At 50.8% G+C, this 13466-nt stretch carries 14 protein-coding genes and 1 pseudogene; 10 read left to right on the forward strand and 5 right to left on the reverse strand.

Annotation, left to right across the window (positions count from 1 at the left end):
• From GEAM_RS23310 to GEAM_RS21585, 5 genes and pseudogenes are all read left to right on the forward strand, one after another.
• A pseudogene (locus GEAM_RS23310) lies at positions 1–272 on the forward strand (amino acid ABC transporter permease); the annotation flags it as partial.
• Between the two features lie 16 nt (positions 273–288).
• Positions 289–1023, forward strand: a complete 735-nt coding sequence (locus tag GEAM_RS21570) for an amino acid ABC transporter ATP-binding protein (protein WP_034795969.1) — start codon at positions 289–291, stop codon at positions 1021–1023.
• On the forward strand, positions 1016–1681 hold the full coding sequence (locus GEAM_RS21575; RefSeq protein WP_034795973.1) for an amino acid ABC transporter permease: 666 nt from the start codon (positions 1016–1018) through the stop codon (positions 1679–1681). The genes GEAM_RS21570 and GEAM_RS21575 overlap by 8 nt, the downstream gene beginning before the upstream one ends.
• A 160-nt stretch (positions 1682–1841) precedes the next feature.
• Positions 1842–2549 (forward strand): glutathione S-transferase N-terminal domain-containing protein, encoded by a 708-nt coding sequence (locus GEAM_RS21580; RefSeq protein ID WP_034795977.1) that lies wholly within the window; start codon positions 1842–1844, stop codon positions 2547–2549.
• 106 nt (positions 2550–2655) lie between these two features.
• Positions 2656–3396 carry a class I SAM-dependent methyltransferase gene (locus GEAM_RS21585; protein WP_034795979.1) on the forward strand — a complete coding sequence of 247 codons (741 nt, stop codon included), beginning with the start codon at positions 2656–2658 and terminating at the stop codon, positions 3394–3396.
• A 205-nt stretch (positions 3397–3601) separates the two neighbouring features.
• Here the strand turns inward: GEAM_RS21585 and GEAM_RS21590 are convergent, their stop codons facing one another.
• Positions 3602–4492, reverse strand: a complete 891-nt coding sequence (locus GEAM_RS21590) for a LysR family transcriptional regulator (RefSeq protein ID WP_034795982.1) — start codon at positions 4490–4492, stop codon at positions 3602–3604.
• 101 nt (positions 4493–4593) lie between these two features.
• Here GEAM_RS21590 and GEAM_RS21595 point away from each other — a divergent pair, with 101 nt between their 5' ends.
• Entirely contained in the window at positions 4594–5187 is a 594-nt protein-coding gene (locus tag GEAM_RS21595) for an NAD(P)H oxidoreductase (protein ID WP_034795985.1), read from the forward strand.
• 90 nt (positions 5188–5277) lie between these two features.
• Here GEAM_RS21595 and GEAM_RS21600 read toward each other — a convergent pair whose 3' ends face one another.
• Entirely contained in the window at positions 5278–6150 is an 873-nt protein-coding gene (locus GEAM_RS21600; protein WP_034795987.1) for a LysR family transcriptional regulator, read from the reverse strand.
• 126 nt (positions 6151–6276) lie between these two features.
• Here GEAM_RS21600 and GEAM_RS21605 point away from each other — a divergent pair, with 126 nt between their 5' ends.
• On the forward strand, positions 6277–6984 hold the full coding sequence (locus tag GEAM_RS21605) for an AzlC family ABC transporter permease (RefSeq protein ID WP_034796260.1): 708 nt from the start codon (positions 6277–6279) through the stop codon (positions 6982–6984).
• Positions 6981–7298: an AzlD family protein gene (locus GEAM_RS21610; RefSeq protein WP_034795988.1), complete on the forward strand. Its 318-nt coding sequence runs from the start codon at positions 6981–6983 to the stop codon at positions 7296–7298. Before GEAM_RS21605 ends, GEAM_RS21610 begins: the two co-directional genes overlap by 4 nt.
• 603 nt (positions 7299–7901) lie before the next feature.
• Here the strand turns inward: GEAM_RS21610 and GEAM_RS21615 are convergent.
• Together GEAM_RS21615 and GEAM_RS21620 are read right to left on the reverse strand one after the other, a co-directional pair.
• A complete protein-coding gene (locus tag GEAM_RS21615) occupies positions 7902–9281 on the reverse strand; it encodes an MFS transporter (protein ID WP_210435896.1) in 1380 nt (459 codons plus the stop codon).
• Positions 9282–9514: 233 nt separating this feature from the next.
• A complete protein-coding gene (locus GEAM_RS21620; protein ID WP_034795996.1) occupies positions 9515–10462 on the reverse strand; it encodes a D-2-hydroxyacid dehydrogenase family protein in 948 nt (315 codons plus the stop codon).
• A 191-nt stretch (positions 10463–10653) separates the two neighbouring features.
• Between GEAM_RS21620 and GEAM_RS21625 the strand changes: the two genes are divergently transcribed.
• On the forward strand, positions 10654–11511 hold the full coding sequence (locus tag GEAM_RS21625; protein ID WP_034796013.1) for a LysR family transcriptional regulator: 858 nt from the start codon (positions 10654–10656) through the stop codon (positions 11509–11511).
• Between the two features lie 11 nt (positions 11512–11522).
• Here GEAM_RS21625 and GEAM_RS21630 read toward each other — a convergent pair whose 3' ends face one another.
• Positions 11523–12377, reverse strand: coding sequence for a LysR family transcriptional regulator (locus GEAM_RS21630; RefSeq protein WP_244956654.1), 855 nt, complete (start codon positions 12375–12377; stop codon positions 11523–11525).
• Positions 12378–12466: 89 nt separating this feature from the next.
• Between GEAM_RS21630 and GEAM_RS21635 the strand changes: the two genes are divergently transcribed.
• On the forward strand, positions 12467–13441 hold the full coding sequence (locus GEAM_RS21635) for a DMT family transporter (RefSeq protein ID WP_084674160.1): 975 nt from the start codon (positions 12467–12469) through the stop codon (positions 13439–13441).
• Positions 13442–13466: the final 25 nt, after the last annotated feature.

The following is a 13466-nucleotide window of genomic DNA, read 5'->3' on the forward strand; positions in this document are numbered from 1 at the left end:
GTGATTTACAAATCATTCTGTATATCGAATTCCCACAAATGCTGCGTTTTTCAATTCCTGGCGTGATGAATGAACTGACCTCAATCCTGAAAAATACCCCTTTTGCCTACACCGTAGGGATAACGGAAATTCTGGGGCAGGCCAAAGCCTTAACCGCCTCCACCATGTTGGGAATGAATATCTACCTGATTGCCGGGATTTTGTATTTCATCATTTACCAATTCTTCGTTTTCATTATGAAAAAAACCAAAAATAAATACGCGGTTGAATAAAAACCGGGAGGAAAGCGTGTCGATTTTAAAAGTGTCCGATTTGGTGAAGCAGTTTGACGGCAACCGGGTATTAGATGGCGTCAACCTTACTATCGCCGCCGGTGCGACTCAGGTCATTATGGGGCCTTCGGGCTGTGGCAAAACCACGCTGATTCGCTGCCTAAATTTGCTGGAGCAACCAACCTCGGGGCAAATTAGCTTTCATGGTGAAGATTTGCTAGGTAAAGAGGTGGATGTGCGCCTGCTGCGCAGCAAAATCGGCTTTGTTTTTCAGAGCTTTGCGCTCTACCGCCATCTCAGCGTGTTAGACAACGTGACGCTGGCTTTGCGTAAAATTCAGGGGAAAAGCAAAGAGCAGGCGCGTGCTCTGGCACGGGAAGAGCTGGCCTATTTTGAGATGTCAGCCCACGAGAAAAAGTTTCCGGCCCAGCTGTCCGGCGGGCAAAAGCAGCGCGTGGCGCTGGCGCGAACGCTGGTAATGAAACCTGAAATTGTTATTTTGGATGAGCCTACCTCGGCCCTCGACCCTTTGATGAGTCAGGAAGTGGCGCAATTAATTAAGAAGCTCGAGAGCCGCAAAGTCACCACGGTTTGCGTGACCCACGACATCGCCTTTGCTAATGAAATAAGTGACAACGTCGCTTTTATGTACGGCGGGAAGATTATGGCGCAAGGCTCGGTGAGCCAACTGGCCAACTCTTCCACCCTTCCTGAAGTGCAGCGCTTCTTTGGGAAAATGCACTATGAGTGACAGCATGCTCAGCTTCTACCACGACTTTCTCGACCAGTGGCCGCTGATCTATTTAGGCATTTGGGCGACGATTAAGCTGACCGTGGTGATCTCCGTCACCGGCTTCCTGCTCGGTGTGGTGGTGCTCTACCTCAGCTTGAGCAAAAATAGCCGCCTCGCTCGCTGGGTTGAAGCCTATAAGTCCTTTTTTATCGGCACGCCGCTGATCTGCATTATCTACATTCTCTATTATGGGCTGCCGACCTTGGGATTCAGGATGTCTCCGTTTGAAGTGACGGTGCTGGGCTTCACCTTGAACATTGCGGCCTACAACGCGGCGTATATGCTAACAGCCTACAACGGGCTAGACAAAACCCAGTTGGAAGCCGCGTCGGCGCAGGGTTTTAGCCGTTTACAGATCTACAGCTATATCATTTTGCCGCAGGTGTTACGTACCTCTGTCCCGGCACTGACCAATCAGGTGATCCATAACCTTAAAGACAGCTCTTTGGCGTTTTTGGTGCAGTATCCCGAGCTGTTTGCGCGGATGCAGGAGCTGGCCGCGGGTAATTTCGAATTCTTCAAAACCTATTCGCTGACCGCGGTGTTCTACATCCTGATGGCTTCGGTTATCTACTTTTTCGCGAAAAATATTGAACGACGGGTGCAGGCTGTCTAACAAGGTCGATTTGGCGCAGGCTGAGGAGATTATTGCCTCAATTTTGACAGAAAGAAAAGATGGCGGAGAGCACAAAATCAAAAGCCAGCCATAGTGTTTCAGTTATTCTGAATAGGTTGCAAACCCGTATTCACACCTATTCTTATAATTTGGAGCTGCTATGTTTGACTCTACCGCCTTCCCCATCACTACCCGCTGGCCTGCGCAGCACCCGGATCGCCTGCAACTCTATTCACTGCCCACCCCTAATGGCGTGAAAGTGTCGATTATGTTGGAAGAGATCGGCCTGCCTTATGAGGTGCATCTGATTGATATTGGTAAAAATGAAACCTGGACGCCGGAGTTTTTGGCGCTAAATCCTAACGGCAAAATCCCGTCAATCCTCGACCCGAACGGGCCGGACGGCAAACCTTTGGCGTTGTTCGAATCTGGCGCGATTTTGCTGTATCTGGCGGAGAAAACCGGCAAGTTTTTGTCAAAAGACCCAGTAACTCGCATCGAAACCCTGCAATGGGTGTTCTTCCAGATGGCGGCCGTCGGCCCAATGTTCGGGCAGCTCGGCTTCTTCCATAAGTTTGCCGGTCGCGCATATGAAGATAAGCGCCCTTTGGAGCGTTACCGTAAAGAGAGCGAGCGCCTGCTGAACGTGCTGGAAACGCGTCTTGAAGGCCGCGATTGGATCATGGGCGATGAATACAGCATTGCGGATATCGCCCTGCTGGGCTGGGTTCGCGCCATTCCTACTTTCTATGGCGCGGGCGAACTGGTCGGCTACGACAAACTAAAAAATGTTCCGGCATGGCTGGCGCGTGGGATTTCGCGCGACGCCGTTCAGCGCGGATTAAATATCCCGGCACGCCCGCAATAATACAGAGTTAAAGTTTTCCCCAACACGTGTCGCATTGTAGTGATATCAAACAATATTCGCGACACAGCCCCTGTTGAAGACTCTCAGGGGCTGATTGGGGAAGCCAATGATCTACAATAATTTGCCGCCTTTGATGGCGGTTACGCAGGAAACGCCCTGCAAAGTATGTTCAGGCCACGCCACCTTGCATGGGGTTTGCGACCTAAACAAGTCGTGCGAAGAGCGGCGAGGCAGCTTTTTACCCCTTGCCGGTGTTCCTATCTATTACCACCGCTGCGACGCCTGCGGGCTGATTTTCACCCGAGCCTTCGACCGTTGGAGCAAAGCTGATTATCTACAGCACATCTACAATGAAGATTACGTCAAAGTTGACCCGGACTATGTCGACATTCGTTCTCGCGACAACGCCGCGCTAATTATCAGTTTCATCAAACCCGGGTTGCACCCAAAAGTTCTGGACTACGGCGGCGGCAACGGGCGCTTGGCCAAGCTACTTAATGATGCCGGGATTGATGCCCAGAGCTGGGACCCAATGAATGAAGAACCCCTCTCCGCGCATTTGGGAAGTTTCGATTTAGTCACGGCGTTCGAGGTGCTCGAGCACACGCCCGATCCGCTGGCGAGCCTCTGTCAGGCTTTATCTTTAATCAATGAATCCGGCGCGATGCTGTTCTCTACCCTGCTGTCGAATGCCGCATCACGACGTGGCGTGAATCACTGGTACATTTCACCTCGAAATGGCCATATCACTATATTTACTCGCGCAGCTTTAACCAAACTGCTGGGCAACTTTGGTTTTCAACTCCATTCAGTGAATGAAGGGCTGCATATTGCGGTGCGGGCATAGCGAGGAAAGAGACATTTTGTCATTACTTTCTAATCTATTTTTATATCAAACACTGACCTTCTTTCGCCAAGCCTGCTCCTTCGTAGGCTTTTAAAAACCTTCTTTTAGTTACAACATACAATTAGTTTGATTAACTTCAACCGTGTATCATGCACCATTGTGCAAATCATCCTTCGCTAATCAGCGACAAAGGTTTCAACAGCTTCTAAGCAGACGTGGATTTTATAAAGTCGAGAAAGGCGCGCAGGCTACAGCTCATATATTGGCTGCGCGGGTAGTAGAGTTGCAGGTTAGGACGTTCCGGCAGCCAGGACTCAAGCACTGAAACCAGTTTGCCGCTTTCTAGATAAGGTTTGGCCTGATAATAGTTAAGATAGCCCACCCCTGCCCCGCAGAGCGTGGCTTCCAGCGCCGAGTCCAAGTCATCTAAGACGATATTGCCCGAGGGTGCGATCTCCACCTTCCCTTCTGGCCCCTCAAATTCCCAAAGATAGGGACGCCCGGTTTGTAGCCGAAAGACGATGCATTGATGCCTGCTGAGCTCGCGAGGATCAACCGGCGGCGCGTGATGAGCGAAATACTCCGGAGTGGCGGCCACAGCTATCTTAATTTTCGGCCCAATTGGCACGGCAATCATATCGTTTTCCAGCGCAGTGCTGAGACGAATTCCCGCGTCAAAATTCTGTTTCACGATATCGACCAGTTTATCGTCCGTGGTGATCTCCACTTTAATGTCTGGATATTGGCGGACAAATCCGGCCACCAAAGGCACTAAAACCAAGCGCGAAAACAGCGGTGAAGTGTTGATCTTCAGCGTGCCCATCGGCGTGGTGCGGTAAGAGTTAACTTCATCGAGCATGGTGTCGATTTCATCAAATGCCGGTCGCAGGCGAACATACAGATTCTCCCCCGCTTCGGTCAGCGAAACGCTACGCGTAGTGCGATTAAACACCTGAATTTTCAGCCGTTGTTCCAACTGCTTGATCGCGTGACTCACCGCCGAAGCGGATAAACCTAATTCATCCCCCGCCGCTCGGAAGCTTTTGTGTCGCGCCACGGCAATAAATGCGGCGAAGTCGGCATGCTTTAATCGCATTGATGAAAATCCTTCAGTAACCCATCTCAATAACTGCGTTTCACAAAATTATCCCTTGTTTGTAGAGTAATAGCCATATGAAAACAGACTGAGATAACCTAATGAAAACTGAGAAATTATATATGATCTGGGCTCATCCGCGTACCACTTCCCTCACCGCGCGGGTGGTAGAAGAGATGCAGGGTCAGGCTGCTGAACACGGGATCAAAGTAACCAATCTTGATCTCTACCGTAGCCATTTCGATCCAGTACTGGCCGAGGCCGACGAGCCTGATTGGGACAATGCGGCGAAGCATTATTCCGACGATATTCACCGTTTGTATGCCGAAGTAGAAGCCAATGACACCGTGGTGATGGTGTTCCCCGTCTGGTGGTTCAGCTTCCCGGCCATCATGAAAGGCTATATCGACCGCGTGTGGAATAATGGGCTGGCCTATGGCGACGGCAGCACATTGAAAGGTAAAAAGTTCCGCTTTATCGCGCTGGTCGGCGGCACTCAGGCCACCCACGAGAAGTACGGCTGGGAAAAGAACATGACGGATTACGCCATCGGCATGATGAAATATCTTGAAGTGGACGACACTAAAATCGACTTTCTTTACAACACATTAGGCTTGGAAGAGCAGGTTCGCGCCGACCACTTCCAACAGCTGTTTACGCAGGCTCGTGGCATCATCAGCGACTTAGTTAAATAAACCGCTTCACAACCGAAACTGCTCAGCAATCAGCTTCTCAAGTGCCGACACCGCTTGAGAAGCTGATGTAAGTACATCGAATAAATGATCTCAGCTTTCGACTTTTCTAACTCTTAATGTCCTGAGTAGCAATTCATATAAGCTATCCACAGCAAAAGACCCCTGAGAACTACGGCTTCTGAACAGTGATACCTCCATAGGTTCAAGAGGGCCCAAAAGATGTTCACTGCCAAGCACTTGCAAATGAGGCGGCACGCTGCACTGAGTCAGAACCGCCACAGCCAAGCCACTTTCCACTGCGGTGATCTGCCCGGACAGGCTGGAACTGTTATACACCACTTTATATCTCCGCCCTTGAAGTGCTAATGCGTTGATAGCACTACGTTTAGCAAGGCTTGTGCTTTCATAAACCGCGATAGGTAATGGGTCTCGTCTCCAGACCTCAAACTGTGAAGAGCCTACCCACACCATCGGCTCATAAAATAATAATGCTCCTTGGCTGGGATGTTCACGGGAGACGAGCGCCAAATCGAGATCGCCCGCCTCAACGCGAGGAATTAATGACGTTGATTGCTCGCAACTCAGCTCAATCTCGACTGACCCAAAGTTAGGCGCAAATCTCTTTAGGGCCGGAGTAAGGTATTTTGCTGCATAGTCATCAGGAACACCCAAACGAATACGCCCTGTTAACTCCTTACCGTGGAACGCTGCCTGCGTTTCAGCATGCAGGTCGAGCATCCTGCGAGCATATCCCAGCAGTTTTTGCCCTTCAGACGTGAGTTGATGCTGACGTGGACCGCGAAGTAAAAGCTGACAGCCTAATGCGGATTCCAGCTTTTTAAGTTGCATGCTGACTGCAGACTGTGAGCGATAAACCTCAGGTGCCGCGGCCGAAAGCGATCCCGCATCGACTACCGCAACAAAACATTTGAGCCAATCCATCTGCAGGTCTTGATAATGCACAGTTAAGCCTTGTATTCGTTTATCAAATATTAACGTCAATTATTATGCGTTTTTATAGATCACACAACACTGGCATAGTGACTTCCTGTTTGTGCTCTCACTGTTTGGAAGGTCATGAGGTCCCAGATGACGTATCACGAACCCGATTTATCTCAACTTAATCATTCACTGATATGGGCTGGTTTTCGGCAACTTATTCCGGTTTCGCTGTTTGTGGCTATTTTTGGTGCCGCCTTTGGGCTCGCCGCATCGCAGAAAGGGATGGATCAGACGTCGGCGGCAATGATGAGTTTGCTGGTTTTTGCCGGCTACGCTCAATTTGCCGTACTGGAGCTTTGGGCGCCTCACGTCCCTGTATTAACACTTATAGCTACCGTTTTTGCCATTAATGCCAGACACCTGTTAATGGGGGCCACCCTCTACCCGTGGTTGCGCTGTTTAACACCAGCCAAACGTTACGGGATCATGATGGTGGCATCCGATGCTAACTGGGCTATGTCCATTCAGGCATTCAGCAGGGGAAAAGCGGGGCTGGGATTACTCTTTGGTGGCGGTCTTGCGTTATGGCTATTTTGGGTAGCAGGCACCCTAGCAGGGCTCTATTTCGGGAATGCTATACAAGATCCCAAAAACTATGGCCTTGATATGGTCATGGGCTGTTTTCTCCTTTCCATGGTGTTTGAAGGGGAAAGAAATCTGAGGTTGTTTGTTGTCTGGGCGGTAGCGGCCAGTGCATCGCTGATAGCGTATAAATGGTTACCGGAAAACAGCCACGTGATCGCCGGAGCCCTCGCCGGTGGCATCGCGGGAGCTATGTTGAGAGATGAAAAATGAGTATTGAGACTGTAGGGACGGGACCTCTGATTATTATAATCGTTATGGCTCTTGTCACTCTTGCCACCCGATGGGGCGGTGTCTGGATTATGTCTTTTGTTCCATTTAATAACAGAATAAAAGCCTTTATTCAGGGTATGTCAGGCTCCGTTCTCATGGCGATTTTAGCCCCTGTTGCTCTCACGGGTGACAAAGGCGCTCAGATGGCATTATTGACCACTGCTCTCGTGATGCTGGTGTTTAAAAGGCCGTTGATTGCTATCACTTTTGGGATTGTCGTTGCAGCCTTGGTTAGACATTTTTCAATATTCTAAGCCGGCACCGCCGTAAGGTCATTGACGCATAATGTTGATATTTAGCGGCTTATATTTAAGACTTCGCCAAAGAGAACAAAGAAAAAAGCCGTTTGTTTTCCTCAGAGTAGCTTGCTGGCTAAGTGATAGATGTCCGGATAAGTACAGTCAGGTATCTGACCCAAAGTCATCATAAATTCTCAGTCCTGCCCTTGTTCTCGTGGGGAAACCGGATGGGGACACTTTTTATCTTCGGGCTTACTTGCGTATATATTACAGATGGGTTTATATCGGAGATCTGCTATTTTTTGCCTGTCACCCACTGTCTTATCCTGAGGTTTTTTATCCCTCACGGGCCACCAGGTTAGAAGATTTGCAAGCTGTTCTAGAAATTCGTGGATCATAATCCTCACAAAGTTGTCTTAAACACTGTAGACAGAGATACACTCAGTACAGTGTTTAGATTTAAATGAATAGTTAGTAACAGTAAATATGAACCTAAAAAAATGAGCCTATGGCGACGAGTGCTCCACACTCTTCTTGTGACAGGTGTTACGTCGTTAAATGGTTTGCTTGTCGTCGTCTGTTGTTATCGGGCATATCTTGTGTCAATCAAACTACAAGTCATTTGACTACCAGCCGAATTATACTTGCGGCTCCCCCAATCGCAGCAAACCCGGCCCCGAGCAACAACGATATAACGGGTCCATTCTGTCCTGCCATACTAAAGCTAAGCGCTACGAGAGCAGTTCCAGTTGCTTGGCCGATCAACCTAGCAGTCGCCACCACTCCGCTAGCGCCGCTGGAGCGGGCTGAAGGAGCGGCTAACATAATGGATTTTTGATTCGGGGACTGAAATAGACCAAATCCAAAACCCGAAACAATCATAGCTATCACTATGCATAAGATCGGTGCGGAATTGGAGAGTAAGGTAAAGAGCAGCATTCCGGCCGACAAGAGTATAAGCCCGAGTCCACCAAGGCTGGCCGGTGCCAAGCGATCGGACAAGTGCCCAGCGAGCGGTGCCATCAAGGCAACGACCGCCGACCATGGTGTCATGACAAAACCCGTCGTCTGAGAGCTCATTCCAATTGCGTGCTCAAGATAAAACGGCAATGCAACAAATGCGAGACCCTGTGCTGTGAATGCACAGAAGCTAGTGAAAGCAGAGAGTGCAAAGATGGGGCGCATCAAAAGATCCAAAGGCAGCATGGGCGCTGGGTTGTTACGTTCATAGGTGGCGAGAGCCACCAAAGCGACGACGAAAAGAAGTAATGCTCCTGCCGAATATATCAGTGGATCCCCTTGAGCCGTCGCGCCAAGCCCGTAGATCAATGCCGCAAACGCGATTGTGGTCAAAACCGCGGCAGGAAGATCAAATTTTCCCAATGCCCGGGGCGAGTCCGGTAAACTGAAAACAGATAACGCACAGGCAATAACGCCGATAGGCACGTTAATAGCGAACAGCCACTGCCATGCACCAAATGAAAGGATAATCGACGAGGCTGTCGGGCCAAAAGCGAAAGCAACCCCGACAACAAGCGCATTTAATCCAAGACCCCGACCAAGAATTTTTCCCGGATATAAAAGTGCGATCAGCGCAGTGTTGACACTCATTATCGCGCTCGCGCCAACGCCCTGAAACGCCCGGGCAGCTATAAGGCTAGATAGATCAGTTGAAAAAGCACAGGCACCCGAAGCGATGGTGAAAATCACTAAGCCACCAATGTAAACTCGGCGATGACCAATAACGGCTCCCAACGCCGCAAATGGTAGGAGCGTTGCGACCGCGAACAACTGATAGGCGTTTATGATCCAGACAGAGGTGCCTGCGTCCGTATCGAGGCTGCGGGCTATCGTCGGTAATGCTGTATTAGCGATTGCCGTATCCAGAATCGCAAGCGCGATCGAGACCATCAATGCAGCCATTGCAAGTCGCGATTGATTTGAAATTTTTGTAAAGTGCTGTGGAATCTCGGCACCCGAATTAGTTCGATTTACCATCTAAATGATTCACGCTTATGTAGGAATGTTTTCGCATGAGCGAAGGCTGGAAGAATAAGATCGCCTTGGCGTCCAGTCTTCGTGCTTGGTATAACGCTTTGTCGTATTCCTAATTTCTGTAGCTGACTGGCTATTTCTACGCCGCCCGGAAAACGCCTAGAACGGCTACCAGTCGCCACGCAGTTGCTGATGAACTATTGAATTAGGTTTAGAGATATAAGACCGCGTTGGAATTAGCTCATAGTGCGGATCGGATCGCCCTTCAACCAAGCAGCGAGATTATCGACTGCTTGTTGGAAAAAGACATTATACGTGCGCCGTGTCACATATCCGAGGTGAGGGGTCGCTATCACATTATCCATAGTGCGGAATGGATGCGATGGTGCGAGCGGCTCGTTATCGAAAACGTCCAGAGCAGCCCCGGCTATTGTACGTCTCTTAAGCGCGTCGATCAGAGCCGTCTCATTAACAAGTGGACCACGTGAAGTGTTTACTAACCATGCTGAAGGCTTCATCAAAGCAAGATCGCTTGCGTCGATTATCAAGCGACTACGCTGCGATAAGACGAGATGAACTGTCAGCCAATCAGATTGGCGCAGCAGCGTTTCTTTGTCGACCAGCTCGACGCCCGCGGCCTGAGCTTTTTCGGCAGTCAAATTCTCACTCCAGGCAATGACGCGCATGCCAAAAACTCGTCCAATAGCCGCGATTTTCGTGCCGATACGACCCAACCCCATTATTCCAAGTGTGGCTCCCTCGAGATCCTGCCCAACAGTTAGTTGCCATCCACCGTTACGTAACGAATGTGTTTCAACGGGGATATGCCGCGCCGAGGCCATTATTAAAGCCCAAGCGAGCTCCGGCGCGCCGTTACCAACGCCGTCCGTGTAAGTTACCGTCACTCCCATTTTCTTGGCAGTATCAAGGTCGATAGATGCGTTGCTCGGTGCATTCGAGCCGATGTATTTTAGATTCGGTAACCGTGTAAGAAGCGCATGATTGAACGGGGTCCGCTCTCTCATCACGCAAATTGCATCAAAGGATTGCAGTCTCGACACTAAAGCATCGATGTCCGTAAGGTGATCTCTGAAGACCGTGACCTCCGCGAGTGCCTCAACGGGGGACCAGTCAGCACTCTCAAGTGCGGCACCTTGGAAATCATCAATAATTGCAATTTTCATATTCTTCCTCTTTCGTCTTCCAGCACAACATTACTGAGTTTTGATAGAGGCTAATGTCCCAATTATACGAAGGTATGTGGAACATCAACTGCCAACTCAACTCATCGATTGAGCTGATCTTGCAATTTACGATATCATTAGGCAACGAACGTTTTTACACTGTTGCCGTACAAAAATGTTAGGTATATATCGTGGAATGGAGTGATATTCGGATTTTCCTCGCCCTCACTAGAACCGGAACCTTTGGCGCTGCGGCCCGTTCGCTAGGCGTAAGTCATCCGACTGTTGCGCGGCGACTACAAACACTTGAAGCTTCTCTTGGACAAAAGCTTTTCCAGAAAAACACTGACGGACTAACCCTAACGCCTGAAGGGACGTCTGTGCTCGCGCTTGCCGAGAGCATGGAAGAGACCGCTTTAACAATGGAGCGCCGACTCGCAGGGCAAACCAAGGATTTTGACGGTACGCTGCGGGTTGCGGCTTCAGACTGGTTCGGCACTTGGCTGTTACCACAGGTCACAAGGCGCTACGCCCAGGCGCATCCTCGCGTAAGTATCGAATTACTCACGGCAACTCGACTTTATAGTCTTTCCTATAGAGAAGCCGATCTGGCTTTTCGCGTTGTGCCCTTCACGGAACCAGACATCATTCAACGACGTTTGATGACCTTGTCTTTTGGGATCTATGCGTCCGCCGGTACCTCAGTCGACCAAGACAGCGATGGTACAGGACTTCAAATCATTGAAGATATGCCAACTGGTGAGCGCTACGAGGCCGGATGGCTCAAACAGCGCCTGCCAAATGCCCGCTCCGTATTCCGCTCCAATAGTCGTAACGTGCAAGCGAAAATGTGTGCTGAAGGTATTGGGCTAGCGGTCCTGCCAAGAGTGATTGGTGATCGTATGGAAGAACTGAAACGGATTGAAATTTCAGCCACTCCCCCAACGCGCGACTTATGGATCGGCTATCACAGTGATTTGAAGAGAATGCATCGTTTACGTGCATTTGTTGATGCCGCTATCGCAGTTTTGGCGGTCAATGACGAGTAAAAAAATCTTCATCACAGCCGAAACTGCTCGGCAATCAGCTTCTCAAGTGCCGACACCGCTTGAGAAGCGTCGGCCGATGGCGAGCGCAGCAAATACACTTCATAAGTTGGGACTTTGGGTAAGTTTTCCAGAATGCGCATGGTCGGTTTTACCCGCGCGCGATCAATCAAGCTGATGCCTAAGCCAGTTTCCACACAGGCTTCAATTGCACTTGAAGAGGGGCTGGTGAGAATAACTCGCCAGTCCAATTGTGCGTCAGAAAGCGAACGGGTCATGGCTTCACTGTAGGGGCAATGGCTGGCGTGCAGCGCCAACGGCAGCGGACTTCCCGGCGTGAGTGCCATCCGCGCTCCCCCCACCCACACCGGCGTGGTGGCCATCAGCAGTAATCCTTCAGAACGCGAACCCGCCGCACACACGGAAATGGCAATATCGAGACGCTCCTGCCCTATCAGATTTCTCAGCGTAAAGCTGGGCGCGGTGGTGATCTCCAGCGCCACCTCGGGGTAATTCATATTGAAGGTCGGCAGGATATCGCGAATGACATAAGCCGCGTACTCATCAGGCACGCCAAGCTTGATGTGGCCCTTTAGCGGCGTGGCACGCAGCTCATCGAGAATTTGGTCGTGAGCCCGCAACAGGCTGCCGGTGGTCGCCAGCAGGCGTTCACCCAAAGGCGTCAGGATCACCGACTGGTTATCGCGTTCAAACAGCCTGCCGCCGGCAATCGCCTCCAACCTTTGGATATGCACGCTCACCGCCGCCGGGCTTTTATTCACCTGAGCGGCCGCCGCGCGAAATTGCCCTAACTTCGCCACAGCGTGGAAGGTGCGCAGCAGTTCTATATCTAAGGTTGTCGATATCATTCCGTTTTTATAAACCACTGAGTTAATTTATTTCGTTTTATTGAATTACATCGTTTCTCTAAGATCAAGTCAAAGAGAGGCGAAAAAACATGCTAAATGGCAATACAACAGACATTCTCCCGAGAAAAACTGACAAAAAGGCCGTCATCGGCACCTTTTCACTGCTGGCCTGTGAAGCACTATTAGTCGTCGCGTGGAGCTCGGGGTTCGTGGGCGCAAGATTTTCCATTGATTACACCTCGGCTTTGGTGGTGGTTTTTTGGCGCTGCGTACTGGTCACGGTCATCTTATTCCCCTTTGTTATTCGCCAGTTACGCCACACGCCGCTTGCCACCCTAGCCCTCAACAGCGGTATTGGACTGCTGGCCATGGCGGGATATCTGGCGGGGGTGGTGAAAGGCATTGAGCTGGGCGTTTCTGCGGGGCTTGCAGCATTGATGGCTGACCTTCTGCCCATCGGCACGGCCCTGCTGGCACTGATATTTATGCGCCAAAAACCGGCCAACGTGGTCTGGCTCGGCTTGCTATTGGGCGTTGCCGGGGTGCTGATGGTCAGCTGGGGCAGCCTGTCGTTGAAGGCGGTTCCGCCGTGGGCCTATGCCCTGCCGCTGCTTGGGATGCTGTCACTGGCCGGTGCTACCCTGCTGCAAAAGAAATTTCAGCCCTCGACTCCGCTCAATCTCACCACCACGCTGTGGCTGCAAAGCGCCGCGTCGTCAGTGGCATTTGCCGTCGTGGCCGGTAGTCAGGGACCCCTGCTACCGGAAATGTCACGCGGATTAGCATTAAGCGTGCTGTGGACCGGGCTGTTTTCAACTTTCGGCGGCTACGGACTGTACTGGTTCTGCCTGCAACGCACTTCGGCGGTGCGCGTCACCAGCGTCCTGTTCCTCAGCCCGCCGGTCACCCTGCTCTGGGCATGGGCGATGTTTGGCGAGCCACTTTCATGGACCATGCTGGCCGGAATGGCAGTTTCCCTGCTCGGAATTGGGATGGTTATCAAGGGAGATTCAGGTAAACCTTCAAAAATCTCCCGCTTTATGCGACGTTATAGGCCGTTTTAGCCCCTGCCAGCCAAGGATTGCGACG

Origin of the sequence: Ewingella americana ATCC 33852, from assembly GCF_000735345.1 — a bacterium.
GTDB classification, from domain to species: Bacteria; Pseudomonadota; Gammaproteobacteria; order Enterobacterales; family Enterobacteriaceae; genus Ewingella; species Ewingella americana.